General features: G+C 67.8%; 26 protein-coding genes. 7 read left to right on the top strand and 19 right to left on the bottom strand.

Annotated elements, in window-relative coordinates; genetic code table 11:
• The first annotated feature begins 128 nt into the window (after positions 1-128).
• The gene (locus tag EJP67_RS16285; protein ID WP_126022757.1) at positions 129-605 is read left to right on the top strand and encodes a MarR family winged helix-turn-helix transcriptional regulator; all 477 of its coding nucleotides are present in this window, start codon (positions 129-131) and stop codon (positions 603-605) included.
• A gap of 18 nt (positions 606-623) precedes the next feature.
• Here the strand turns inward: EJP67_RS16285 and EJP67_RS16280 are convergent, their stop codons facing one another.
• The 6 genes from EJP67_RS16280 to orn form a co-directional block, all read right to left on the bottom strand.
• Positions 624-1,499, bottom strand: coding sequence for a quinone oxidoreductase family protein (locus EJP67_RS16280; protein ID WP_240650692.1), 876 nt, complete (start codon positions 1,497-1,499; stop codon positions 624-626).
• 5 nt (positions 1,500-1,504) lie between these two features.
• On the bottom strand, positions 1,505-2,305 hold the full coding sequence (locus EJP67_RS16275; protein WP_126022755.1) for an alpha/beta fold hydrolase: 801 nt from the start codon (positions 2,303-2,305) through the stop codon (positions 1,505-1,507).
• The gene (locus EJP67_RS16270) at positions 2,302-3,309 is read right to left on the bottom strand and encodes a 3-hydroxybutyryl-CoA dehydrogenase (protein ID WP_126022753.1); all 1,008 of its coding nucleotides are present in this window, start codon (positions 3,307-3,309) and stop codon (positions 2,302-2,304) included. Before EJP67_RS16270 ends, EJP67_RS16275 begins: the two co-directional genes overlap by 4 nt.
• Positions 3,299-4,372: an NAD/NADP-dependent octopine/nopaline dehydrogenase family protein gene (locus EJP67_RS16265; protein ID WP_126022752.1), complete on the bottom strand. Its 1,074-nt coding sequence runs from the start codon at positions 4,370-4,372 to the stop codon at positions 3,299-3,301. Before EJP67_RS16265 ends, EJP67_RS16270 begins: the two co-directional genes overlap by 11 nt.
• Positions 4,373-4,600: 228 nt before the next feature.
• Positions 4,601-6,457: a DEAD/DEAH box helicase gene (locus tag EJP67_RS16260; protein ID WP_126022750.1), complete on the bottom strand. Its 1,857-nt coding sequence runs from the start codon at positions 6,455-6,457 to the stop codon at positions 4,601-4,603.
• 259 nt (positions 6,458-6,716) lie between these two features.
• Positions 6,717-7,313, bottom strand: a complete 597-nt coding sequence (orn, locus tag EJP67_RS16255) for an oligoribonuclease (RefSeq protein WP_126022748.1) — start codon at positions 7,311-7,313, stop codon at positions 6,717-6,719.
• A gap of 59 nt (positions 7,314-7,372) precedes the next feature.
• Here orn and EJP67_RS16250 point away from each other — a divergent pair, with 59 nt between their 5' ends.
• Genes EJP67_RS16250 through rsgA form a run of 3 tightly spaced genes read left to right on the top strand, consistent with a single transcriptional unit; the run spans position 7,373 to position 9,985 of the window.
• A complete protein-coding gene (locus tag EJP67_RS16250) occupies positions 7,373-8,635 on the top strand; it encodes a M48 family metallopeptidase (RefSeq protein WP_126022746.1) in 1,263 nt (420 codons plus the stop codon).
• A 33-nt stretch (positions 8,636-8,668) separates the two neighbouring features.
• The gene (locus EJP67_RS16245; protein WP_126022745.1) at positions 8,669-9,022 is read left to right on the top strand and encodes a 4a-hydroxytetrahydrobiopterin dehydratase; all 354 of its coding nucleotides are present in this window, start codon (positions 8,669-8,671) and stop codon (positions 9,020-9,022) included.
• A 12-nt stretch (positions 9,023-9,034) separates the two neighbouring features.
• Positions 9,035-9,985: a ribosome small subunit-dependent GTPase A gene (gene rsgA, locus EJP67_RS16240; protein WP_126022744.1), complete on the top strand. Its 951-nt coding sequence runs from the start codon at positions 9,035-9,037 to the stop codon at positions 9,983-9,985.
• A gap of 18 nt (positions 9,986-10,003) precedes the next feature.
• On the opposite strand, the gene EJP67_RS16235 is transcribed toward rsgA, so the two are convergent.
• The 8 genes from EJP67_RS16235 to rpsP form a co-directional block, all read right to left on the bottom strand.
• Positions 10,004-11,047, bottom strand: a complete 1,044-nt coding sequence (locus EJP67_RS16235) for a hypothetical protein (protein ID WP_240650678.1) — start codon at positions 11,045-11,047, stop codon at positions 10,004-10,006.
• Positions 11,044-12,147: a histidinol-phosphate transaminase gene (gene hisC, locus EJP67_RS16230; protein WP_126022742.1), complete on the bottom strand. Its 1,104-nt coding sequence runs from the start codon at positions 12,145-12,147 to the stop codon at positions 11,044-11,046. Before hisC ends, EJP67_RS16235 begins: the two co-directional genes overlap by 4 nt.
• A gap of 14 nt (positions 12,148-12,161) precedes the next feature.
• Positions 12,162-13,163, bottom strand: coding sequence for a CobD/CbiB family protein (locus EJP67_RS16225; protein ID WP_126022740.1), 1,002 nt, complete (start codon positions 13,161-13,163; stop codon positions 12,162-12,164).
• 52 nt (positions 13,164-13,215) lie between these two features.
• Positions 13,216-13,959, bottom strand: a complete 744-nt coding sequence (locus EJP67_RS16220) for a CoA pyrophosphatase (protein ID WP_126022739.1) — start codon at positions 13,957-13,959, stop codon at positions 13,216-13,218.
• A 140-nt stretch (positions 13,960-14,099) separates the two neighbouring features.
• On the bottom strand, positions 14,100-14,480 hold the full coding sequence (rplS, locus tag EJP67_RS16215; protein ID WP_026346370.1) for a 50S ribosomal protein L19: 381 nt from the start codon (positions 14,478-14,480) through the stop codon (positions 14,100-14,102).
• A 99-nt stretch (positions 14,481-14,579) separates the two neighbouring features.
• On the bottom strand, positions 14,580-15,326 hold the full coding sequence (gene trmD, locus EJP67_RS16210; protein ID WP_126022738.1) for a tRNA (guanosine(37)-N1)-methyltransferase TrmD: 747 nt from the start codon (positions 15,324-15,326) through the stop codon (positions 14,580-14,582).
• A gap of 17 nt (positions 15,327-15,343) precedes the next feature.
• Positions 15,344-15,898 carry a ribosome maturation factor RimM gene (gene rimM / locus EJP67_RS16205; protein WP_126022737.1) on the bottom strand — a complete coding sequence of 185 codons (555 nt, stop codon included), beginning with the start codon at positions 15,896-15,898 and terminating at the stop codon, positions 15,344-15,346.
• Positions 15,899-15,913: 15 nt separating this feature from the next.
• On the bottom strand, positions 15,914-16,177 hold the full coding sequence (gene rpsP, locus EJP67_RS16200; protein WP_028259818.1) for a 30S ribosomal protein S16: 264 nt from the start codon (positions 16,175-16,177) through the stop codon (positions 15,914-15,916).
• 178 nt (positions 16,178-16,355) lie between these two features.
• Here rpsP and EJP67_RS16195 point away from each other — a divergent pair, with 178 nt between their 5' ends.
• Together EJP67_RS16195 and EJP67_RS16190 are read left to right on the top strand one after the other, a co-directional pair.
• On the top strand, positions 16,356-16,880 hold the full coding sequence (locus EJP67_RS16195) for a GNAT family N-acetyltransferase (protein ID WP_126022735.1): 525 nt from the start codon (positions 16,356-16,358) through the stop codon (positions 16,878-16,880).
• The gene (locus EJP67_RS16190; protein ID WP_126022733.1) at positions 16,877-17,323 is read left to right on the top strand and encodes a TM2 domain-containing protein; all 447 of its coding nucleotides are present in this window, start codon (positions 16,877-16,879) and stop codon (positions 17,321-17,323) included. Before EJP67_RS16195 ends, EJP67_RS16190 begins: the two co-directional genes overlap by 4 nt.
• 6 nt (positions 17,324-17,329) lie before the next feature.
• Here the strand turns inward: EJP67_RS16190 and EJP67_RS16185 are convergent, their stop codons facing one another.
• The 5 genes from EJP67_RS16185 to hda all read right to left on the bottom strand — a co-directional run bounded on the left by EJP67_RS16185 (position 17,330) and on the right by hda (position 22,086).
• Positions 17,330-18,340, bottom strand: coding sequence for an inorganic phosphate transporter (locus EJP67_RS16185; RefSeq protein WP_126022732.1), 1,011 nt, complete (start codon positions 18,338-18,340; stop codon positions 17,330-17,332).
• Between the two features lie 14 nt (positions 18,341-18,354).
• Positions 18,355-18,999, bottom strand: coding sequence for a DUF47 domain-containing protein (locus tag EJP67_RS16180; RefSeq protein WP_126022731.1), 645 nt, complete (start codon positions 18,997-18,999; stop codon positions 18,355-18,357).
• 127 nt (positions 19,000-19,126) lie between these two features.
• Positions 19,127-19,585, bottom strand: a complete 459-nt coding sequence (folK, locus tag EJP67_RS16175) for a 2-amino-4-hydroxy-6-hydroxymethyldihydropteridine diphosphokinase (RefSeq protein ID WP_126022933.1) — start codon at positions 19,583-19,585, stop codon at positions 19,127-19,129.
• A gap of 155 nt (positions 19,586-19,740) precedes the next feature.
• Positions 19,741-21,372 (bottom strand): polynucleotide adenylyltransferase PcnB, encoded by a 1,632-nt coding sequence (gene pcnB, locus EJP67_RS16170; protein ID WP_126022730.1) that lies wholly within the window; start codon positions 21,370-21,372, stop codon positions 19,741-19,743.
• Positions 21,373-21,399: 27 nt separating this feature from the next.
• Complete coding sequence (hda, locus tag EJP67_RS16165; RefSeq protein WP_301506698.1) at positions 21,400-22,086, bottom strand: DnaA regulatory inactivator Hda; 687 nt, start codon at positions 22,084-22,086, stop codon at positions 21,400-21,402.
• A 138-nt stretch (positions 22,087-22,224) separates the two neighbouring features.
• Here hda and purM point away from each other — a divergent pair, with 138 nt between their 5' ends.
• Positions 22,225-23,265, top strand: coding sequence for a phosphoribosylformylglycinamidine cyclo-ligase (gene purM, locus EJP67_RS16160; RefSeq protein ID WP_126022728.1), 1,041 nt, complete (start codon positions 22,225-22,227; stop codon positions 23,263-23,265).
• Positions 23,266-23,296: the final 31 nt, after the last annotated feature.

The following is a 23,296-nucleotide window of genomic DNA, read 5'->3' as shown; positions in this document are numbered from 1 at the left end:
TGTCGTGGGACGATGCGACCAGGAGGTTGCACCGTGCTTTCTATAATGTTGACAAATGAATGTATCCACAATCATGAATTACCCTAGACATGCAAGCAGCGTGCCCGTGGCGACTGTGAGGTGCCTTCATGGCTGATCAACCCGTCGAATCGCATCGCTTCGTCGATGACTACCTTCCTGCGCTGCTGGCGCAGGCCAGCCAGCTGATCTCCTCGGAGTTCCACGAAGTGGCGCGCCAGCAGGGCTTCTCGGTGTCTGAGTGGCGCGTGATGGCCTCGCTCGCGGGCAGCGAGCCGATCAGCATCGGCCAGCTCGCGCAGGTGACCGTGACCAAGCAGCCGACAGTGACGCGGCTGCTGGACCGCATGGAAGCACGGGGACAGGTCGAACGCCTGCCCCATGAGAGTGATCGCCGCATCACGCTGGTGCGCATCACGCGCAAGGGGCTCAAGGCGGTCGAGCATCTGATGGAACTGGCGCGCGAGCACGAACGGCGCGTGCTCGAGCCCTTCGGGCTGCGGCGCGCGGAAGAGCTCAAGCAGACGCTGCGGCAGATGATCGATCTGCACGTGCGCACGCCAGGCGACGAGCCGGAAGAAGACTGAGCCCCGGGGCTCCGCCGTTCAGAGGCGGGGCACGAGAACGGCGCGGCCGCGGTGGCCGCGCTGGGTGATCCAGTCGAGTGCGGCAGCGGCATCCGCAAGCGCGAAGGGCCGCACTTCAAGATGCAGGCGACCATCGGCAAGCCGTGCCAGCAACTCGGGAACCGCTGCACGGCCTTCTGCTTCGCGCCGGAACATGTTGAGGGGCAGCAGCGATACATCCCGCTGCAGGAAATGCGCGATGTCGAGCGACAGCGTCGGGCCCGCTGTGTAACCGACCAGCACTGCCCGGCCACCCGGGCGCACTGCAGGCAGCGTTCGAGCGAGCACATCTCCACCCACGGTATCCACGAGCAGATCGGCGCTGCTGGCTTCCGGCGGCTGCGCATCGGCAGCGACCGCAATCGCGACGCAGCCTGCATCGCGCGCCAACTGCATCACCAGCGAGCCGACGGCGCCGCTGGCCCCGGTCACGAGCACCTGCTCGCCCGCCTTCAGCTTCGCGACTTCATGCAGCGCCACCCACGCCGACGTCGTCGGAGAGAAGAAGGCTGCGCCCAAAGTCATCGGCACGTCGTCGGGCAACAGGCCCAGCGCCTCGTCGGGCGCATCGATCTGCTCGCACCATGTGCCGTCGAAGAGCGTGCCCAGGCCGCTTCCTCGCAGCCAGACGCGCTTCCCCGCCTGGTAGCGGCCGCTCGCGATGACGACGCCTGCGGCCTCCACGCCCGGCGTGTAGGGCAAGGGCGGATGCCTGAGGAAGCTGCCGCGCCACACGGTGCGGTCGATGTGCCCGACCGTCGCGGCCTCCATGCGCACGATGGTGCGCCCAGGCCGTGCCGTGGGCTCGGCGATCTCTTCCAGCACGGGCACGGCATCGAATCCATGGATACGCACAGCTTTCAAGGCTGCTTCTCCAGAAAATCGAGCACCGTGCGAGCAAAGGCATCGGGCATCTGGTCGGGCAGCGGCACCATGCCGCCTTCGATGTCGACGATGCGCGCCTGCGGCAGGTGGTGCTGCAACTCGGCGGCATGCGGAGCAGCGAAAGGGTCGTGGGTCGCGCGCACGATCAGCACCGGCTGCGCGATGCGGCCGATGCGCTCTTCCATGCGGTACGACGCGACGGCACGGTGCCCTTCCTCGACGCGCGCGACCTTCAACGCATCGAGCACGAAGGCTTCGAGTAACTCGGGACGCCCGGCCGGATAGAAGCCCTGGCGCTTCTGCCAGAGCGCGGCGAGATGGCTGCCATCTTCGCTCGGCGCGACTTCGTCGATGGGCGGACGCTGCGCACGCGCCTTGCGAAAGGCTTCGTCGGTGTACGGCGTGGACGACAGCACCAGGCTGCGAACGCGCTGCGGAAACGCCGCTGCAAGCTCGACCGCGATGACGCCGCCGGTGTGATGCCCCACCGCGTCCACCGTCTCGATGCCGAGCGCATCGAGCAGCTCGCAGGCCACGCGCGCCCATTGCTCGATGCTCGCCGACACGCCGCCGTCGGCGGAGTCGCCGAAACCGGCCGTATCCATCGCGATGGCCCTGCGGCGCGCGCCGATCAGCGGCAGCACCGCGCGGTATTCGGCCCAGCTGCGCGGCGACTGGTGCAGCAGCAGCACGGCCGGTGCCGTAGGGTCACCGCATGCCGCGTAGTGCACCTGCCCCACCGACAGGTCGGCGAATGCGCGGCGGATGCTGCTCATGACAGGGTCCGGTCGGCAGGTGCGCGCCACAGGCCCGCATGCCGCAGCTCGCCGAGCGTGCGCGAGAGCACGTCGCGCCGGTAGGCTGCGACGTCGCGGCCCTCGTAGTCGTAGAAGCCGCTGCCGCTCTTGAGGCCGAGCCGGCCCTGCTCAACCATCTTCCCGACGATCGCCGGCGCGGTGTAGCGGCCCGCATCGAGCGAGGCCGACATCTCGCGGCTCGCGTGGTGCAGGATGTCGCAGCCGCCGAAGTCGATGAACTCCACCACGCCCAGTGCCGCGAAACGCAGGCCCAGGCCGTAGCGCGTGGCCTTGTCGATTTCTTCCGCGGTGGCGGCGCCCTCCTCGATCATCCGCGCGGCCTCGTTCATCACCAGTGCCTGCAGGCGGGGCACGATGTAGCCGGGCGACGCGCCGCAGACCACGGGCAGCTTGCCGATCTCTTCCATCAGCGCCTTCGTGCGAGCGAGCACCGTGGCGTCGGTGCCGGGATGGCAACTGAGCTCGACCACGGGGATCACGTAGGCCGGGTTGAGCCAGTGCATGTTGAGAAAGCGCCCCGGCAGCCGCACCAGCGACGCGAGCTGGGTCACCAGGATGCTGCTGGTGGTCGAGGTGAGGATCGCGTCGTCGCGGCAATGGCGGTTGAGCTGATCGAAGGCTTCGCGCTTGGCTTCCATGGTTTCGGGCACGCCCTCGAACACGAGCTCGGCGGCGGCCAGTGCCTGCGGGGCGGCAGCGGCATCGACCAGATCGACGCGCGCGGCGATGTCGGCGATCTTCGACTCGCCGATCACGCCGAGCTGCGCGAGCCCTGAGAGGCTGGCTTCGATCTCGGCCTTGGCTTCGTCGCGCAGCCGCGCCCATGCTTCGTCGGTGCGCTGGCGCAAGTCGATTAGCGAGATGCGGTGGCCGGCATACGCGAAAGCAATGGCGATGCCGCGCCCCATGCGGCCCGCGCCCACGGCCGCGAAGCGAGGCAGCGAGGTGGTTTCATTCACCATCGTGGAGCCTCTGCTTGAGCTGCGCGGTACTCAGGCCGGCGAAGCCCAGGCTCTCGAAGGTACGGGGGCCGCGCCGCAGGTCGCGCCCCAGAAAGCCGCCGACGATGGCCAGCAGGCCGTGCGCGATGGGCGCATCCACGCCCGCATGGCGCGCGGCCGAGGCGAGGAAGGCGAGGCCGAGTTCGGTGTCCTCGGTGATGTAGCGGTGCGTATGCAGGTCGATGTTCTCGCGCCAGTCGCCCGACTTGACGAGCTGCTTGTGCGCATCGCCGTACATCCACTGGTCATTGTTGTAGTGGTCGGCCAGCGGATAGTGCGGCGAGCCCTGCCCGAAGGCTTCGCGCACCGCGATGCGCTCCTGGTCGAGCCGGTCGGTCACGTCGCGCACGGCGCGCTGCGTGCCCTCGTTGTGGATGTCCCAGCGCTCGAAGTGCTGCAGCGGCGCGGCGTTCATCACCATCAGCGGCGGGTGGATGACGGGACCCGCGTTCATCAGCGCGCCCGAGAGCGCGTCGCCGCAGCCATGCACCGCCGGATAGGCCCTGCGGATCACCTCGATGGCCTGCGCCTCCTTGCGGGCCGGGTAGACGCCGGTCGGCAGGCGGATCGCGCGGATGGTGACGTTGACTTCGCGCTCGCCGTGCTTGCGCGCCAGGTAGGGCAAGGTGCCGGTTTCGGCCCAGGCCACGTCGGCGCGGCTGCCGGCGTCCTTCACGGTGCGCGCCATCACGTAGCTGCCGAATGTGCCCGGCGGCAGGAAGACGACCTGGCCGTCGACCAGGTGCGGCGCCATGGCGAGCGCGATGTCGTGCTGGGCGATGGCAGGAGTCGGTATGACGATCAGCTCGGCGCCCTGCATGGCGGCGCCGATGTCGGCGGTGGCGAGCGCGATGGGCACCTCGCGCGAGCCGTCGGCGTCCTTCAGCGTGATCGCGCCGGCGCGCAGCAACGGCTGCAGCGCTTGGGCATCGCGGCGCCACAGGCGCACTTCATGACCGGTTTCAGACAGGTCCGCGGCAGCCGCGTAGGCGCCATGGCCACCCCCAAGAATCGCAATTTTCATGTCGAAAGTCGAAAAGCAGGTGTCGATGAACCGGCAGTCGAGATACGACTCCGGGGAAGCGATGCGCCATTACATTACTTTTCATCGATTCAGATGTCAATCAAACTCGACAGGGGCGGCGTGCTCGGAAACCCGGAACGCGCCCGAAATGAAAAAACCCGCGCTCGTGAGAACGCGGGCTTTCGCAAGGATGGGAGGGCGCAGCCGTCAGGCTGCGTTCCCGGAAGGTCAGCGGCCGGGCTTGAACGCGCGCTTCTGCGCATCGCGGGGCACGAACACCTTGCCCGGGCCGCCATGGCCGGCGCCATTGCCGCGGGGCGCGAAACCGCCGTCGCCGCGGCCGCCGCCGTGACCGTGGCCGCCGCGCGGAGCGCTGTCGCCCCAGCCCGGCTTGCGGCCATAGCCGCCGCCGTTGCCGCCTTCGTCACGGCCGCCGCCGAAGCCGGCGTTCTGGCCCTGGTAGCCGCCACGCGAGCCCGATGCACCGGGGCCGCGCGAGTTGCGGTCGTTGAAGCCGCTGGCGCCGGCATAGCCGCCGCCATTGCCGCCACGGTAGCCGCCGCCACCGCCGAACTTGCGGTCACGCGAGTGACCGTCGCGACCGCCGCGGCCACCGAAATCAGGGCGCGACTGCGGCATGCGTTGCTGCGGTTCCATGCCGGGGATCACCTCGGCCTTGAACTGCTGGCGGCTGTAGTGCTCGATGTCCATGATCCGGCGGCGATCGCGAAATTCCGCGAAGGTGACGGCGATGCCGTCCCGGCCCGCGCGGCCGGTGCGGCCGATGCGATGGGTGTAGTCCTCGGCCTTCATCGGCAGGCCGAAGTTGAAGACGTGGGTGATGGTCGGCACGTCGATGCCGCGCGCAGCCACGTCGGTGGCCACCAGGATCTGCACCTGGCCGTTGCGCAGCGCCATCAGGCGGCGGTTGCGCAGGCCCTGGCTCAGGGCGCCGTGCAGCGCGACGGCGCTGAAGCCGTCCTGCTGCAGGTCGTTGGCGAGGCCGTCGCACTCGACCTGCGTGCTAGCGAACACGATGGCCTGGTTGATGCTGGTGTCGCGCAGCCAGTGGTCGAGCAGCTTGCGCTTGTGCTGGGCGTTGTCGGCCCAGAACAGCACCTGCTTGATGTTGGCGTGCTTTTCCTGCGGGCTGTCGATGGTCACGCGCTGCGGCTCGCGCATCACGCGGGCAGCGAGCTGCTGGATGCGCGGCGCGAAGGTGGCGCTGAACATCATGGTCTGCTGGCGTTCGATGGTGAGCTGGTTGATCTCGGCCAGGTCATCGGCAAAGCCCAGGTCGAGCATGCGGTCGGCCTCGTCGACCACCAGGAACTTGACCTGGTCGAGCTTGATCTGCATCGAGCGCTGCAGATCGAGCAGGCGGCCCGGCGTGGCGACCACGAGGTCGGCGTTCTGCAGGCGGGCGATCTGGAGCTGGTAGGGCATGCCGCCCACCACGTTCGCGATGCGCAGGCCGCGGCAGTGGCGAACCAGCTCGATGGCGTCGTGTGCGACCTGCTGCGCGAGTTCGCGCGTGGGGCACAGCACCAGGGCGCCGGGCGTGGCGGCCTTGAAATGGCGCGCGTTGGTCGGATCCTTGCGCTTCGGCTTCTTGGGCGGGGCTTCGCCGCGGGCGGCGGCCTCTTCGGCCAGGCGCTGGAACTCGGCCCGGGCAGCCGCCTCGGCTTCGGCCTGGCGCTTGATGAGGGTGTGCAGCACGGGCAGCAGGAAGGCTGCGGTCTTGCCCGAACCGGTCTGGCTGGAGACCATCAGGTCGACGAATCGCGTCGACTTGGCTGCGCCGTCCTGATCGCCCATGGCGATGGGAACGACCTTTTCCTGCACGGCGGTGGGTTGGGTGAAGCCCATGTCCGCGACGGCGGCGATCAGCTCGGGAGCGAGGCCCAGCTTGGCAAAGCCGTTGGGCGCGCTCGGTTCCTCGGCTGTGGCTGCTTCGGGAGCGGCGCCGTCCAGCGCTTCGAGGATGGGAGCCTCGGACACGGTGTCCGTGGCGGCGGTGAATTCGTTGTGGGTAGCGGATTGCACAGGCGCGAACTCGCCCTGCGCTTCAAAAGCGTCGGTCATGAATTTCAATCTCAAACGCGAGCGCCGCCGTGGACGGCGCCCCGTTGGGTGGTTAAAAACATCAACCATCCAACGACATTCAACTCCGGGCGGGTGCCCGAGGCTGCGGCCCTTTTTGATCAGCAGATGCTGCGATCGGGCGCGGTGTGCAAGATAGGGAGATGCGAGAAACGCTCACCGGGCTCAAATTTGCCCGCCCGGCCAGCGAAGCCTGCGATTATGGCACGGATTCGGGGTTTTACCTAATTCCGTGCCTCACTCAATCTGCCAGGCGCAGGAAGGTTTCTCGGTAGTGCGCCAGCTCCTCGATGGATTCGTGCACGTCGGCCAGCGCCGTGTGGGCCTGCTGCTTCTTGAAGGCGTTGTAGGCCGCCGGTTTCCAGCGCTTGGCCAGTTCCTTCAGCGTGCTCACGTCGAGGTTGCGGTAGTGGAAGTACGCCTCGAGCTTGGGCATGTACTTGACGAGGAACCGTCGGTCCTGTCCGATGGTGTTGCCGCACATGGGCGAGCCGCTGCGCGGAACGTACTTTGCGATGAATTCCAGCAGTTGCTGCTCGGCGGCGGCCTCGTCGAGGGTCGATGCCTTGACCTTGTCGATCAACCCGCTGCGACCATGGGTTCCCTTGTTCCAGGCGTCCATGCCGTCGAGCACGGCGTCGCTCTGGTGGATGACGAGCACGGGGCCGTCGATACGGGGCGTGAGGTCGGGGCCGGTCACGACCACGGCGATTTCGAGCAGGCGCTCTTTCTCGGGGTCCAGACCGCTCATTTCGCAGTCCAGCCAGACCAGGTTCTGGTCGCTTTTCTTCAGGGTCGGGGCGGCTGCGGAGGGCGTCGGGTCAAGGGATTCAGGCATCGCAGGATTGTCGTCGAAGGGCTGCGGCCCCGGATAGCGAGGGCTAAACTCGCCGATCCATGTCCTATTCGCTCATCTTCACCATCGCTTTCGCGGCCGCGATCGTCGCGGGCCTGCTCGTGAAGTTCTGGCTGGCCACGCGACAGGTCCGCCACGTGGCGCAGCACCGCGGCACCGTCCCTGCAGCCTTCGCGCAGACCATCACCCTCGCCGCGCACCAGAAGGCGGCCGACTACACGATCGCCAAGGCGCGATTCGGCCTGGTCGAGATGGCATGGAGCGCGGCGCTGCTGCTCGGCTGGACCCTGCTCGGCGGCCTCGACCTTCTCAACAAGCTCCTGCTGGGCTGGATCGGCGGCGGCATGGTGCAGCAACTGGTGCTGCTGGCAGCCTTCGCGGCCATCGGCGGGCTGCTCGAGTTGCCCTTCACGCTCTGGCAGACCTTCAGGCTCGAGGAGCGCTTCGGCTTCAACAAGATGACCTGGAAGCTCTGGCTGGCGGACACCCTCAAGTCCACGCTCCTGGGCGCGGTGATCGGACTGCCCATCGCCGCCCTGATCCTCTGGCTCATGGGCGCAGCCGGCCAGCTGTGGTGGCTGTGGGCCTGGGGCGCCTGGATGGGCTTCAACCTGCTGCTGATGCTGATCTACCCGACCTTCATCGCGCCGCTGTTCAACAAGTTCCAGCCGCTGGACGACCCCACGCTCAAGGAACGCGTAACGGCCCTCATGAAGCGCTGCGGCTTCGCGGCCAAGGGCCTGTTCGTGATGGACGGCAGCACGCGCAGCGCCCATGCCAACGCCTACTTCACTGGCTTCGGCGCCAGCAAGCGCGTGGTGTTCTATGACACGCTGCTGCGCCAGCTGAATGCCGGCGAGGTCGAAGCAGTGCTCGCGCACGAGCTGGGGCACTTCAAGCACCGTCACATCGTCAAGCGGCTGATTGCGATGTTCGCGCTGAGCCTGGCTGGTTTCGCCCTGCTGGGCTGGGTGTCGACGCAGGTCTGGTTCTATGCCGGCCTGGGCGTGCAGCCCAACATGACGGCGCCCAACAGCGCGCTGGCGCTGCTGCTGTTCATGCTCGCCGTGCCGGTGTTCGGCTTCTTCGTAGCGCCGCTGCCCGCGCTGCTGTCGCGCAAGCACGAGTTCGAGGCCGACGCCTATGCGGTGGCCCAGACCAGCGGCGCCGACCTGTCGGCCGCCCTGCTCAAGCTCTACCAGGACAACGCTTCGACGCTCACGCCCGACCCCGTGTTCGTCAAGTTCTACTATTCGCATCCCCCGGCCTCCGAGCGCCTCGCGCGCATGGCAGCCCCGGCCTGACCCGGCCGCGCCCCTCACTCGAAGAAGCCCATCATGAGCAGCATGTTCAATCCCAAGGACTGGAAGAACCTCCCTCCCCGCAAGGCGCTGAGCGCCACCGAGATCGTGTCGGGCCTGGCGCGCCTCGACGGCTGGAAGCTCACAGGCGACGGCGCCGATGTCGCCATCGAAAAAACCTTCAGCTTCGCCAACTACTTCGAGACCATCGCCTTCGTGAACGCCCTCGCCTTCGTGGCGCACACGCAAGATCATCATCCCGACCTGTCGGTGCACTACAACCGCTGCGTGGTGCGCTTCAACACGCACGACGTGGGCGGCCTGTCGACCACCGACTTCGACTGCGCCCGCCAGGCCGACGCGCTGGTCGGCGCCGCGCCCGCCGCCTGATGGAAGGCGCCCTTGGCTAAGCCCGGCCGCGCCGCGCCCGCAGCCGCCGCTGCGAAGGCACTCCACGAAGGCCTCGTCGTCGCCAGCCACGGGCGTCACTGCCTCGTCGAAACACCCGCAGGCGAACGGCTGATCTGCCATCCGCGCGGCAAGAAGAGCCAGGCCGTGGTCGGGGACCGCGTCCACTGGCAGGCCAGCGAGGACGAAGGCACCATCGAGCAGGTGCTGCCGCGGCGCAATCTCTTCTACCGGCAGGACGAGATCCGCACCAAGTCATTCGCGGCCAATCTCGACCATGTGCTGATCCTGATCGCCGCGGAGCCGGAGTTCTCCGAACATCAGCTGGCCCGCGCGCTGATCGCCGCCGAGGCCGAGCGCATCGCGCCGATCATCGCGTTGAACAAGAGCGACCTGGTCGAGCCCTTCGAGCGCGCCTGGGCCAGGCTGGCGCCCTATCGACGCATGCACCACGGCGTGCTGCCGCTGTCGCTGAAGGCTTCGGCGGAGGCGGACCGCGCCTCGCTGATGAAGCTGCTCGCCGGCAAGTCCACCCTGGTACTGGGCCCGTCCGGCTCGGGCAAGAGCACGCTGACCAACCTGCTGGTGCCTGGCGCGGCCGTGCTGACGCAGGAGATCTCGCAGGCGCTCAACTCCGGCAAGCACACCACCACGAGCACCACCTGGTACTGGATCGACGAGGCCCGCACCACCGGCCTGATCGATTCGCCGGGCTTCCAGGAATTCGGCCTGAACCACATCGCGCCGATGCAGCTCGCCAGCCTCATGCCCGACATCGCCGAGCACGCAGGCGACTGCAAGTTCTACAACTGCACGCACCTGCACGAGCCGGGCTGCGGCGTGATCGCGAACGTGGAAACCGCCGACGTGCCGGGCGCCATCAGCGCGAGCCGCTACAGGATCTACGGCGAGCTGTTCGAAGAACTCAGCCAGAAGCGCTACTGAGCGCAGCCGGCCGCAGGCTCAGCCGAGCCAGACCCGGTACGACTGCCAGGTCGGGTCGAAGACCAGTTCCATCGTCGCAGCCAGATCCATGTCGTCCTGCAGCGATTGAGCCTGCGTGATCGCGCTGTCCGGATCGGTCACCTGGAAGTGGATGGTGCGCACGCCCTCCTCCAGCACCACGTGAGTGCAGCAGCCGGCCTCGTGCACCTGCAGCCGCGCCGTCAGCCGGTCTTCATAGCCGCGAGCCTCTTCCAGCTCCTCGCCCGATTCGACCGGAACCGCCACGGACAGGCGATGGCACAGGTCGGCACGGCCCACCAGCGCGGTGGCGCTGTCGTTGCGCATCACGATCATCTCGATCTCGCGGCCGTCCTCGGCCGTGCGCGTCGCGCTCACACCCGACCAGGCATGCTCGCCCGGCGCGAACACGCCGGTGTGGCCCAGTTCGTCCCGCCAGCAGGCGTCGAACAGGGGGACGAAATCGTCGAGCGGCACGCCCTTGAAACCAGCCTGCGCATCGGCCTCCACGTAATCGACCGCGCCCACCTTCACAGCGAAGTCGTACTCGCCCAGGACGTGGTCGAGCATGATGAGGCTCATGTGGCGTGCGTGGTCCTGCATGTCCATCGGGATCGGCTTGGCGAAGCCGATCTCCAGCGCCACCCGCCCGCGGTAAGGCTCGTGCTTGACCAGCACCTCGGAGTTCGCCAGTTCGAAGTTGTTCATGCGCATGCCGAAGCCATCGCTCGCGCGCTGGCGGAAGGCTTCCACCTCCACACGCGGCAGCCTGGGGCTGGACTGCACCAGCATCATCAGGTCCTCGAAGTCGTCCACCGAGCCATGGGCGGTCAGCACGAGCTTGAAGACGGGCGGATCGCCGGCCACCTCGGCCGCCAGCCTCGGGAAATGGGGCTCCAGCAGCTGGTTCAGCCCCTCCATCAGCTCACGGGCAGGCAAGGCCCGCAGGCTTTCGAGCCGGGTGCTCACGGCCTCCCAGAAGGCGGCGCAAGCCTCGGCGCGCGGATCGGAGTCCTGGACCGGCATGGGTTGGGAATCTTTCATGGAGTCGAGTCGAGGATGTCCTGCAGCCGCTGCACTAGCACGCTGCATTGCTCCCGCGTACCGATGCTGATGCGCAGGTACTGCGCGATGCGCGGCTGCCTGAAGTGCCGCACCAGCACTGCGCGCTCGCGCAGCGATGCGGCCAGTTCGGCCGCATCGCGCTTCGGGTGGCGCGCGAAGACGAAGTTGGTCTGCGAGGGCAGCACCTCGAAGCCCAGGTCCTCGAGCTGGAGGGTCAGGCCCTCGCGGGTGTCGACGATCTTGCCGCAGGCCTCGCGGAACCAGGCTTCGTCCTCGAGCGCGGCGACGGCGCCCGCCGAGGCCAGCCGGTCGAGCGGGTACGAATTGAAGCTGTCCTTGACGCGGACCAGGGCGTCGATCAGGTGCGCCTGCCCGCAGGCAAAGCCCACGCGCAAGCCGGCCAATGCGCGCGACTTCGAGAGGGTTTGGACCACGAGCAGGTTGGGGTACTTGCGGATCAGCGGCAGCGCGCTCTCGCCACCGAAGTCGACATACGCCTCATCGACCAGTACCACGCGATCGGGGCAGGCTTCGAGCAATTGCTCGATGCGCGACAGCGGCAGTCCGATGCCCGTCGGCGCGTTCGGATTCGCGATGACGATGCCCGCGCACCCCCGGCGCGCACGAACCGCGAGTGCATCGACGTCGATGCCCAGGCCCTCGTCCACGGGCTGCTGCTCGCAGGCGATGCCGTAGAGCTGCGCATAGACCCTGTAGAAGCTGTAGCTCACGTCCGGCATCAGCAGGGGGGCGGCCTGCTGGAAGAACGCGAAGAAGGCGTGCGCGAGCACCTCGTCGGAACCATTGCCGGCGAAGACCTCGCCGGGCTCCAGGCCATGCCGGCGGGCGACGGCCTCGCGCAGCGCGAGCGAGGTGGGATCCGGGTAGCGCTCCAGGCCGTCTTCGGCGGCGCGGCGGATGGCTTCCACCGCAACCGGCGATGGCGGATACGGGTTCTCGTTGGTGTTGAGCTTGACGAGGTTCGCGATACGCGGCTGCTCGCCGGGCACATAGGGCTCGAGCGCGGCGATCCGGGGGCTCCAGAAGGCCGGTACCGGCTGCTGCTGTTGCTGGGTCATGGCTTCGCTTTCGCTCAGCCGAGCAGGCGAGCCAGGGTCAGCAGGGCCAGCAGCACCATCCACATCACCACCGAGCGCCAGACAAGGCCCACGACGCTGCGCAGATGGCCTGGCTCGGGTTCGCGGCCCGGCGTGCTGCCGCTGTCGGTGCGGCGGCCATCGGCCAGCGATTCACCGGCCTGGGCGCGCGGCAGCGGGTCGGCAACCGGGATCGGCCGCAGCGAGCCGCCGCCCAGACGCACATTGACCGCTCCCGAGGTGGCCGCGAGGATCACCCCGTCGTTCTCGTTGGGAAAGCGTTGCGCGTCGTTGCGCCAGCAGTCGATCGCTTCCTCGAAGCTGCCGACCACCGCGAAGCCCAGCGCAGTGATGCGCGCGGGCAGCCAGTCGATGGCGTGCCAGGCGCGGTCCGCGGCCTCTTGCACCGAAACACTGGAAGGCTGGACCGCGGCGCCGTTCTTGTGTGCCCAGTAGCGCGAGACGAACTCGCTCATCCGGTAGAACACGGCGCCTGCGGGCCCGAGGCCGACGGCCGCGATGATCGAGAACCATGCGAGCACGCCGAACACGTGGCGGTGCGCGGCGATCACCGAATGCTCGATGACGTGGCGCACGATCTCGCTGCGCGGCAGATCTGCCGCGTCGACACCCTGCCAGTGCGCCAGCAGCGAGCGCGCCAGGGGCTCGTCGCCTTCGTCGAGCGCGTCGCGGATGTCGGTGAAATGGTGGCTGAACTGCCGGAAGCCCAGCGTGACGTAGAGCACCGCGATGCTCCAGAGCACCGCGAAAGGAAGGCCGAGCGTAAGTACCAGAAGCCAGTGCACGCCGAGTGCGCCAATCGTGGGCACGAATACAGCGAGCCCCCATGCGATCCATCCGTGATGCGGCTTGCCCGCGTCGAAGTTGCGGCTGGTCCAGCGCGTCCACGCAAGCACCGCGCCGTACACGGGGTTGTGCGGGCCCAGCGGCCGCACCTGCTCGATCAGCAGCGCGCACAGGATGGCAAAAAAGCTCATCCTTCGATGATAGCGAGAGCGCCTGAAGGTTCAGGCCGCATTCAGGCTGGGCTCAAGCCGCCAGAAAACGGTAAAGATTGCGCAGCATGCCGGCGGTCGCGCCCCACACGAAGCGCTCGTCCGGGCCGTCCTGGTAAGGCATGGAGTACCACTGGCGCCGGGTGCCGTCGGGTGCTGGCACGGTGTGGTGACGATGATTGGCCGGATCCATCAGCCAGGCGAGCGGCACCTCGAAGGCATCGGCAACCTCGTAGGGGTTGATGGTCAGCTCGAAATCGGGCTGCACCAGCGCGACAACCGGCGTCACGATGAAGGAGGTCACGGTCGTGTACGTCGGCAGGCTGCCGAGCACCTCGATGTATCGGGCCGAGAGGCCGACTTCCTCCCAGGCTTCGCGCAAGGCGGCGGCGGCGATGTTGGCGTCTTCCGGATCGACGCGGCCGCCGGGAAAGGCGACCTGGCCCGAGTGGGTCGACAGGTTCGAGGTTCGCTCGGTGAGCAGCACGGTCGCGCCCTCCGGACGCTGCACGATCGGCACCAGCACTGCAGCCTGGGCCGGAACGCGATCGGTCATGCGCGGCTCGCGGCGCAACTCGGGCGTCCAGGCGGGAGGGGTGGCGAAACGCGTGCGCAGCGCCTGTGCCGTCAGCTGCTCCGCAGCCACCGGCGGCAGTCCCTCGACCTCACCAGCCACGAAGGGCACCTTGCGCGGGTCGAATTGCATCAGCGTGGGCGGCGCCACGGCGTTGACGATTTCGGCGGAGGCGGCCTGCGGGGAAATGGATGAGTTGGTCAAGAGATGAAAGGTACCGGGGTCGGGGTTGAGTGAAACAGAGCGGAAGTAGAGCGGAAAAACGGAAAGTTGTCGCTGAGCGGGGGCAACAACGCAAAAAGCCGCCAGAACGGCGGCTTTTCTTGCACGACAGGAAGGCTGCTTTACGCGGCCGTCGCAGCCGTCGACTTGCTCGGCAGCTTTTCCTTGATGCGTGCCGAACGGCCGCTGCGGTCGCGCAGGTAGTACAGCTTGGCGCGGCGCACGTCGCCACGGCGCTTGACTTCGATGCCGGCGATCAGCGGGCTGTAGGTCTGGAAGGTACGCTCCACGCCTTCGCCGCTGGAGATCTTGCGCACGGTGAAGCCGCTGTTGAGGCCACGGTTGCGCTTGGCGATCACGACGCCTTCGTAGGCCTGCACGCGCTTGCGGGTGCCTTCGACGACGTTCACGCTGACGATGACCGTGTCACCGGGCATGAATTCGGGGATGGTCTTGCCGAGACGGGCGATTTCTTCCTGCTCGAGGGTCTGGATGAGGTTCATGATTTCCTGAAATTCGATCGTGCCGGGCTACACAAAAGGCGCCTTTGGCTTCCATGGGAAGACCGGGCGCGGCCGGACAGAGGATCGGGGAACCCGGGATTATAGCTTTTTTTTCAGCGCGGCCTCATCGGCCTTGCCAAGACGTCCCGCCGCACGGGCCGCGTCGATGATCTCGGGGCGCCGCCCGGCCGTGATGGCAAGGCGCTGGTCGCGCCGCCAGCGCTCGATCTGCGCGTGATGGCCCGAGAGCAACGGCGCCGGCACGCCCTGCCCGTTCCATTGCTCGGGCCGCGTGTAATGCGGGCAGTCGAGGAGGCCGTCGAGTGCCGGATTGAAGCTGTCCTGCACATGGCTGGCCTCGTCCCCGAGCACGCCCGGCTGCAGCCGCGCCACCGCATCGAGCAGCGCCATGGCCGCGATCTCGCCACCGGAAAGCACGAAATCGCCAAGACTGATCTGGTGGGTGACGCGCGCATCGATGAAACGCTGGTCGATGCCCTCGTAGCGGCCGCACACCAGCACGGCGCCCTCGCTTGCCGACCAGCGCTCGACCACCTCGTGCCGCAGCACCTCGCCGATGGGAGAAAACAGGATGACCGGCGCTTCGGTTCCACGCGCGGCCAGCGCCGCGTCGAGGCAGTCGGACAGGGGCTCGGCCATCATGACCATGCCGGGACCACCGCCGAACGGCCGGTCGTCCACGCGCTTGTAGTTGCCCTGCGCGAAGTCGCGCGGATTCCACAGCACCACTTCGACCTGCTTCGACTCGTAGGCGCGGCGCGTCACGCCGCTGGCCATGAAGGGCGCGAAAAGTTCGGGAAAGAGCGTGAGAACGTCGAAGCGCATGCCGCGCGGGGCGCCGGTCAGTAGTCCGGCTGCCAGTCGACGGAGATGAGGCGCCCGGGCAAGTCGACCTTGTCGACGAAAGCCGAGACGAAGGGCACCATCCGCTCGATGGCCTTGCCGCCTTCTTCGGCGGCAAGCACCAGAGTGGTCTGCGGGCCCGTTGCGAGCAGCTCGCGCACCGTGCCGAGCGCCACTCCTTCGCGGTTGACCACGGACAGGCCGATCAGGTCGACCCAGTAGTACTCGTCGTCGCCGGCCGTCGGAAAGCTGGAGCGCGGCACGAACACGCGCGCGCCGCGCAGCGCCTCGGCGGCGTTGCGGTCGGGCACGTCTTCGGACGTGGCGACGATGCAGTCGGAATGTTCCTTGGCTTCGCGGATCGCGAGCCGGAAGGCTGTGCTCGCCGAGGCTCCGGGAGCCTGCAGGAACCAGCGCTTCGATGAGAAGAGCGCCTCGGGCTGGGCGCTGTGGGGCAGGACCTTGAACCAGCCCTTGATGCCCCAGGCATCGGCGATGCGCCCTACTTCGATCGCATCCGCCGGCAATTCGGCGGCTTCGAGTGCGGGCAGCATCGCCGTGCGGGCGGCTTAGGCCGCCGCCTTGGGAGCTGCGGCTGCAGCTTGCTTGATCAGGCGCAGAACGGTCGGCGAAGCTTGTGCGCCGACGCTCTTCCAGTACGCCAGACGGTCCTGGGCGATACGGATGCTTTCTTCGTTTTCCTTGGCGATCGGGTTGTAGAAGCCCAGACGCTCGATGAAACGGCCATCGCGGCGAACGCGCTTGTCCGACACGACGATGTTGAAGAACGGACGGCCTTTGGAGCCGCCGCGGGAGAGTCGAATGACGACCATGATTTATCCTTGGGTGGTCAGCAGGCCTCGTGGATTGGAAAAGGCCCGCTCACAATGTTCTTCCAGCGTCGAGACACGCGACTGGCCACCCGGCCAGCGACACGCTGAAAAGCCCGCGATTATAGCCCGACCCGCGTTTTTGTCCGAATTCCGGCCTCACGCCATCCGTTTCACCCGCATGCCCCTCGCCATCCGCCCCTGCACCGAAGCAGACATCGCGGCCGTCACGGCCATCTACGCCCACCACGTGCTGCACGGCACCGGCACCTTCGAAACAGAGCCTCCCTCCCCCAGCGACATGGCCGCCCGCCGCGCGGACGTGCTCTCCAGGAACCTGCCGTACCTGGTTGCCGAGGAAGACGGAAAAGTGTTGGGTTTTGCCTACTGCAACTGGTTCAAGCCACGCCCCGCATACCGTTTCTCTGCAGAAGACTCGATCTACGTGTCGGAGTCAGCACGCGGCAAGGGTCTGGGCGCCAAGCTGCTGGCGGCGCTGTCGCAGGCAGCCGAGGCAGCGGGCGTGCGCAAGCTGATCGCGGTGATCGGCGACTCGGCCAACGCGGGCTCCATCGGCGTGCATCGCAGCCAGGGCTTCTCGCACGTCGGCGTGCTGAAGGACTGTGGCTGGAAGTTCGGCGAATGGCGCGACGTCGTATTGATGGAAAAGGTGCTCGGCGAAGGCAGCACCACCAGACCCGAATGAAAAACAAGACCGTTGCCGCCTGGCTCTCCTTCCTCGGCGGCCCCCTGGGGCTGCACCGTTTCTACCTGCGCGGCATGGGCGACTGGCTCGGCTGGTTGCTGCCCATTCCCACCGCGCTGGGCGTCTACGGCATCGAGCGCATGCGCATGTACGGCGTGGACGACGGATTGAGCTGGGCGCTGATCCCGCTGCTGGGCTTCACCATCGCCGGCTGCGCGCTGATGGCCATCGTCTACGGCCTCATGACACCCGAGAAGTGGAACGCCCGCTTCAACGCCAGCGCCCCGGCGGATGCCGAACCCGGCCGCACCAACTGGTTCACCATCGGCGCCGTCGTGCTGGCCCTCTTCTTCGGCAGCACGATCCTGATGGCCAGCATCGTCTTCAGCTTCCAGCGCTACTTCGAGCACCAGATCGAAGAGGGGCGGAAGATTTCGCAGTAGCCGCCGTCAGAACAGCTGCATGCTGATCCAGTAAGCAATAGCCGCCACGAACGCCGAAGCCGGGATCGTGAAGATCCAGGCCCAGACGATGTTCCCCGCCACGCCCCAGCGCACCGCGCTCGCGCGCTGCGTGGAGCCCACGCCGACGATGGCGCCGGTGATGGTGTGGGTGGTCGACACCGGAATGCCCAGCGCGGTGGCCAGGAACAGGGTCAGCGCGCCGCCGGTTTCGGCGCAGAAGCCGCCCACGGGCTTGAGCTTGGTGATCTTCTGGCCCATGGTCTTCACGATGCGCCAGCCGCCGAACATGGTGCCCAGCGCGATCGCGGCATAGCAGCTCACGATGACCCAGTTCGGAGGCGCCGATTCGCCGGCGGAAGCGTAGCCCGTGGCGATCAGCAGCATCCAGATGATGCCGATGGTCTTCTGCGCGTCGTTGCCGCCGTGGCCCAGGCTGTAGGCGCCGGCCGAGACCAGCTGCAGCCGGCGGAACCAGCGGTCGATGCGCGACGGAGTGGCGCGGCGGAAGCCCCAGGCCACCACGACCATCATCAGCGAGCCCAGCAGGAAGCCCAGCAGCGGGGAGACAAAGATGAACGCCACCGTCTTCCAGATGCCGGAGGCGACGAGGCCGCTGGTGCCGGTCTTGGCGATCACGGCACCCACGATGCCGCCGATCAGCGCATGCGACGAGCTGCTCGGAATGCCGTAGTACCAGGTCACTAGGTTCCAGCTGATGGCGCCGACGAGCGCGCCGAACACCACGTGCACGTCGACCACCCCGGGCTGGGCGATGCCCTTGCCCACCGTGGCGGCCACGCTCAGATGAAAGATGAAGATCGCGACCAGGTTGAAGAAGGCCGCGAAGACCACGGCCTGCCCCGGCCGGAGCACCCCGGTGGAGACCACCGTCGCAATCGAATTGGCGGCGTCGTGGAATCCGTTCATGAAGTCGAACAGGATCGCCAGAGCGACCAGCACCACAACCACCCAGAGGGCGACCTGAACCGTTGCCATCGGTCGCTGCCCGCTTACGAATTCTCGAGGACGATGCCCTCGATCACGTTGGCCACGTCCTCGCACTTGTCGGTGATCGTCTCCAGCAGCTCGTAGATCGCCTTGAGCTTGATCACCTCGCGCACGTCGGGCTCCTCGCGGAACAGCTTGCTCATGGCGCTGCGCATCACACGGTCGGCGTCGGACTCGAGGCGGTCGATCTCCTCGCAGGTCTTGAGGGTGGCCTCGGCCACCGCCGGGTCGGCGATGCGGCCGAGGAACTTCACGGCGTCCTTCAGGCGGTCGCAGCACTTCACGCTCAGCGACGTGAGGCGCACGATTTCCTCGGTCATGTGGCGCACGTCGTACAGCGCCATGGTCTCGGCCGAGTCCTGGATCAGGTCGGCCACGTCGTCCATCGTGTTGATGAGCTTGTGGATCTGCTCGCGGTCGATGGGCGTGATGAAAGTCTTGTGGATCAGCCGGTTGACGTCGTGCGTCACGCGGTCGGCGGCGCGCTCGGCGTTGTCGACGTCGCGGTTGTACTGCTCGCGCAGGTGCACGTCGCTGTAGTTGGTCACCAGTTGCTCGAACGCCCGCGCCGCCTCGACGATGCGCTCGGCGTGCTGGTTGAACATCTCAAAAAAATTCCCCTCGCGGGGCAGCAGCTTGCCGAACATGGGTGGCGCTCTCCTGGGATCTCGGGACTTGCCTGCCACAAGCGTGTGACAGCGTGATGAAAAACCGTGCAAGTGTACCGGGAGGGCGGTATCGGGCCGGCCGGGCGGGCTCTCGCCCGGCCGCCGGTCAGCCGCGGATGCGCTCGATGACCTGGTCCGAAACCCGCGCCAGCGCCGCGCGCGGCACCTTGTCGGGGGCGATTTCGGCCAGCGGCTTGAGCACGAAGGCCCGCTCCCGCATGCGGGGATGCGGCAGGCTCAGCTTGGGTGTGTCCTTCACCGAATTGCCGTGCATCAGCAGGTCGAGGTCGAGCGTGCGCGGCGCGTTGGGAAAGGGCCGCTCGCGGCCGGCCTGCTCTTCGAGCAGCTGTAGTTCCGAGAGGAATGCCTCGGCCGTCAGGCCGGTGCGCACCGCCACCACGGCATTGATGTAGTCGGGCCCCGAGGATTCGATGGGCGCGCTGCGGTACAGCGACGAGCGCGCCGTGACCACGGTGCGCTCGATGGTGCCGATGGCCTCCATGGCCGCCTTCACCGCCGCCTGGGCGTCGCCCAGGTTGGCGCCGATGGCGATGAAGGCCTGCACGGTCGGGTAGTCCTCCTTCGGACGGCGCGCAGGCGAACCGCCAGAGGGCCGGGCCGGAGGGCGCTTCGCGGGTGGCATCGCAGCGCGCTTGCCCGCGGGAGCGCGGGGCGCGCTCCCTTTCCTGCCGTCGCCCCTGGACCGGTCGGGCTTGTTCGTCATGCGCCTGCAGCGCTTGCGCCGCCCTCACCACCGCCGCCACCTCCGGTGCGCGGCTTGCGCCGGCGCCGGCGCTTGCGCGGCGCCACGGCTTCCCCATCGGGCGGCACGGCCGCGGTCTCGACCTCGTCGCCCTCGTCATTCCGGCCCGCATCCCGACCCGCATCGGCGGCGCGGCGTCCCGCCAGCTCGCCGCGCGGCTTCGGGGGCTGGGGCGTCTCGCGCACCCGCACGCGCTGGCGCACCTTCTGCTCCTCGCGCACCTGCTCCAGCAGGTCGGTGCGGCGCACGTCGTCGGCGGTGCTGAATTCCTGCCACCACTCGGCGATGGCTTCGCTCACCTCGCCCACGTCGGCGCGCAGGCGCATGAAGTCGAAGGCGGCGCGAAAGCGCGCCTGCTCGACCAGGCTGTAGGGCGTGGAGCCGGTGCGCTTGTCGAAGCGCGGCTGCATCATCCAGATCTCGCGCATGTCCGCCGCGAGCTTGCCGCGGCCCGACACGTCGCCGATGCGCGCATTGAACACGTCGTCGATGGCGTCCTGCAGCGCCGGGAACGGCGGCTGCGCGCGCTGGCCGTTGCGGCCTTCCTGGCGCTGGGCCCAGCCGTCGCGCACGTCGGCCCAGAGCACGCAGGCCAGCAGGAAGCTGGGCGCCACGGGCTTGCCCTCGCCCACGCGGCGATCGGTGTCCTGCAGGGCGGCCTTCACGAAGGGCTGGTCGGCGCGTTCCACCACCACGTCGAGCAGCGGATAGATGCCGCGGGCCAGGCCGAGCTTCCTGAGCTGCTCGACCGTGGCGATGGCGTGGCCGGTCTGCAGCAGCTTGAGCATCTCGTCGAACAGGCGGCTTTGCGGCACGTCGGCCAGCAGCTTGCTCGACTCGACCAGCGGGGCGGCCGTCTTGGCCTCCAGCTTGAAGCCCAGGGCCGCGAGCTTGGCCGAGAAGCGGATGGCGCGGATGATGCGCACCGGGTCTTCGCGGTAGCGCGTGGCCGGGTCGCCGATCATGCGCAGGGTGAGCTTCTGGGCGTCCTTGATGCCGTTGTGATAGTCCACCACCACCTGGTTGGCCGGGTCGTAGTACATGGCGTTCACGGTGAAGTCGCGGCGCGCGGCGTCTTCTTCCTGCGGACCCCAGACGTTGTCGCGCAGCACGCGGCCGCTGGCGTCCACCGCGTGCTTCATGCTCGCGAGCTCGCCCTTGCTGGTGCGCTCGTTGCCGGCCACTTGCTCGGCGGCAGCGTTGTCCATGTAGGCACGGAAGGTCGAGACCTCGATCACCTCGTGCTCGCGCCCGCGGCCGTACACCACGTGCACGATGCGGAAGCGCCGCCCGATGATGAATGCGCGGCGGAACAGCGCCTTCACCTGCTCCGGCGTGGCGTTGGTGGCCACGTCGAAGTCCTTGGGGCGCAGGCCCAGCAGCAGGTCGCGCACCGCGCCGCCCACCACATAGGCTTCGTAGCCTGCCTGCTGAAGCGTCGTCACCACGTTCTTCGCACGCTCGTCGACCAGGGCCGGATCGATTCCGTGGACCTCGGCCGGCACCTCCTGGCGCTTGCCGAAGCGGCTCTTGCCCTGCGTGCCGCCGGCACCCTTGCCGAGCAGCTTGTCGATGAATTTCTTGATCATTTGTTGTTGGAAGCCTTGTTCGCTCTTCTATTCGTTCTCGAGCATGGAGCGGATCAGCGGAATGGTGATCGCGCGTTGCGTCTGCAGGGCGTAGCCGTCGAGCTGCGTGAGCAGCTCCATCAGGCTGCCGAGGTCGCGGCTGAAGCGGTGGAGCATGTAGTCGAGCACGTCGTCCGACAGCATCACGCCGCGCGCGTCGGCGGCCTGGCGCAGCACCGCGCGGCGTTCGCTTTCGCTGAGCACCTGCATGTGGAACACATGGCCCCAGCCGAGGCGGGTGCGCAGGTCCTCGCGCAGCGGCAGGTCGGCCGGCGGCAATGCGCCGGCGGCGACCACGCCGCGCTGCAGCGTCTGGGCGTTGACGAACCAGTTGAAGGCCGCGTGCTGCTGCACGGCGGTGTAGAGGTGCACGTCGTCGAGCAGGACGGCGCCCCAGCGCTCGTCGAACTCGGGCGGCTCCAGCAGACCGGCGTGCAGCCAGCCCACGCTGGCGCCCTGCTCGCGCAGTGCGACACGCACCGATTCGAGCAGATGGGTCTTGCCGCTGCCGCCGTCGCCCCACAGGTAGGTGGGCACCGGCGAGTGCAGCGCGGGGCTGCCGGCGCCGCCCACCCACACTTGCAGGTGCCGCAGAGCCGCCTCGTTGGGGCCGGCGAAAAAGGCGTCGAAGCTGGGGCCCGTCGCAATGCCGATATCGAGCGCGAGCTGTTTCATCCCGGGAAGGTTCATGGAGGGGGCCGCGGGGGCCCTTAAAATCATCGGGAATTCTATCGGCCCGGCCACCATGGTTGCCGGCGCCCCTTTCGCCCCACCCTTCACGTCCTTTCGCGTCCTTCCCGACACCGACCACCCATGACCTCCTCCACGCCCACCCCGCTCAGCTACAAGGACGCCGGCGTCGACATCGATGCAGGCGACGCCCTGGTCGACCGCATCAAGCCGCTGGCGAAGAAAACCCTGCGCGAAGGCGTGCTGGCCGGCATCGGCGGCTTCGGTGCCCTGTTCGAGGTGCCCAAGCGCTACAAGGAGCCGGTGCTCGTGAGCGGCACCGACGGCGTGGGCACCAAGCTCAAGCTGGCCTTCGAATGGAACATGCACGACACGGTCGGCATCGACCTGGTGGCCATGAGCGTCAACGACGTGCTGGTGCAGGGCGCCGAGCCCCTCTTCTTCCTCGACTACTTCGCCTGCGGCAAGCTCGACGTGGACACGGCCGCTGCGGTCGTCGGCGGCATCGCCCGCGGCTGCGAGCTCTCGGGCTGCGCGCTCATCGGCGGCGAGACGGCCGAAATGCCCGGCATGTACCCGGCCGGCGAATACGACCTGGCGGGATTCGCGGTCGGTGCGGTCGAGAAGTCGAAGATCCTCACGGGCCAGAACGTCAAGCCCGGCGACGTGGTGCTGGGCCTGGCCTCGGCCGGCGTGCACTCCAACGGCTTCAGCCTGGTGCGCAAGGTGATCGAGCGCGCCGGCAGCGGCCTGCCCGCCACCCTCGACGGCAAGCCCTTCCGCGAAGCCGTGATGGAGCCCACCCACCTCTACGTGAAGCCGGTGCTCGAGGCGCTGGGCAAGCACCCGATCAAGGCGCTGGCCCACATCACCGGCGGCGGCCTGCTCGAGAACATCCCGCGCGTGCTGCCTGAAGGCACGGCCGCCCACCTGAAGAAGGGCAGCTGGCCGCAGACCGAGCTGTTCGCGTGGCTGCAGAAGGTGGCCGGCATCGACGACATCGAGATGAACCGTACCTTCAACAACGGCATCGGCATGGTGGTGGTCATCGACGCCGCCGAAGCCGCTACCTGCGCCGCCACGCTGCGTGCCGCCGGCGAGACGGTGCACGAGATCGGCGTGATCGCCGAGCGCGGCGAAGGCGCGGCCGTGGTCGTCGGCTGACCGCCGGCCGCTGCGTCCACTTTTTTCGAAG

This window comes from Variovorax guangxiensis (genome assembly GCF_003952165.1).
In the GTDB taxonomy this organism is placed as follows: Bacteria; Pseudomonadota; Gammaproteobacteria; order Burkholderiales; family Burkholderiaceae_C; genus Variovorax; species Variovorax guangxiensis.
The sequence above is the reverse complement of the archived record's forward strand: the minus strand, read 5'-3'. Positions and strand labels throughout refer to the sequence as shown.

Coding starts and splice junctions, on each gene's coding strand:
- EJP67_RS16235 (WP_240650678.1), bottom strand. CDS start 11,047: ATGAAAGATTCCCAACCCATGCCGGTCCAGGACTCCGATCCGCGCGCC.
- EJP67_RS16260 (WP_126022750.1), bottom strand. CDS start 6,457: ATGACCGACGCTTTTGAAGCGCAGGGCGAGTTCGCGCCTGTGCAATCC.
- rpsP (WP_028259818.1), bottom strand. CDS start 16,177: ATGGTCGTCATTCGACTCTCCCGCGGCGGCTCCAAAGGCCGTCCGTTC.
- EJP67_RS16190 (WP_126022733.1), top strand. CDS start 16,877: ATGAAAAACAAGACCGTTGCCGCCTGGCTCTCCTTCCTCGGCGGCCCC.
- EJP67_RS16225 (WP_126022740.1), bottom strand. CDS start 13,163: ATGAGCTTTTTTGCCATCCTGTGCGCGCTGCTGATCGAGCAGGTGCGG.
- EJP67_RS16185 (WP_126022732.1), bottom strand. CDS start 18,340: ATGGCAACGGTTCAGGTCGCCCTCTGGGTGGTTGTGGTGCTGGTCGCT.
- EJP67_RS16285 (WP_126022757.1), top strand. CDS start 129: ATGGCTGATCAACCCGTCGAATCGCATCGCTTCGTCGATGACTACCTT.
- rplS (WP_026346370.1), bottom strand. CDS start 14,480: ATGAACCTCATCCAGACCCTCGAGCAGGAAGAAATCGCCCGTCTCGGC.
- EJP67_RS16245 (WP_126022745.1), top strand. CDS start 8,669: ATGAGCAGCATGTTCAATCCCAAGGACTGGAAGAACCTCCCTCCCCGC.
- EJP67_RS16250 (WP_126022746.1), top strand. CDS start 7,373: ATGTCCTATTCGCTCATCTTCACCATCGCTTTCGCGGCCGCGATCGTC.
- EJP67_RS16180 (WP_126022731.1), bottom strand. CDS start 18,999: ATGTTCGGCAAGCTGCTGCCCCGCGAGGGGAATTTTTTTGAGATGTTC.
- hisC (WP_126022742.1), bottom strand. CDS start 12,147: ATGACCCAGCAACAGCAGCAGCCGGTACCGGCCTTCTGGAGCCCCCGG.
- EJP67_RS16275 (WP_126022755.1), bottom strand. CDS start 2,305: ATGAGCAGCATCCGCCGCGCATTCGCCGACCTGTCGGTGGGGCAGGTG.
- rimM (WP_126022737.1), bottom strand. CDS start 15,898: ATGCTGCCCGCACTCGAAGCCGCCGAATTGCCGGCGGATGCGATCGAA.
- trmD (WP_126022738.1), bottom strand. CDS start 15,326: ATGCGCTTCGACGTTCTCACGCTCTTTCCCGAACTTTTCGCGCCCTTC.
- EJP67_RS16195 (WP_126022735.1), top strand. CDS start 16,356: ATGCCCCTCGCCATCCGCCCCTGCACCGAAGCAGACATCGCGGCCGTC.
- orn (WP_126022748.1), bottom strand. CDS start 7,313: ATGCCTGAATCCCTTGACCCGACGCCCTCCGCAGCCGCCCCGACCCTG.
- hda (WP_301506698.1), bottom strand. CDS start 22,086: ATGAAACAGCTCGCGCTCGATATCGGCATTGCGACGGGCCCCAGCTTC.
- purM (WP_126022728.1), top strand. CDS start 22,225: ATGACCTCCTCCACGCCCACCCCGCTCAGCTACAAGGACGCCGGCGTC.
- pcnB (WP_126022730.1), bottom strand. CDS start 21,372: ATGATCAAGAAATTCATCGACAAGCTGCTCGGCAAGGGTGCCGGCGGC.
- EJP67_RS16265 (WP_126022752.1), bottom strand. CDS start 4,372: ATGAAAATTGCGATTCTTGGGGGTGGCCATGGCGCCTACGCGGCTGCC.
- EJP67_RS16270 (WP_126022753.1), bottom strand. CDS start 3,309: ATGGTGAATGAAACCACCTCGCTGCCTCGCTTCGCGGCCGTGGGCGCG.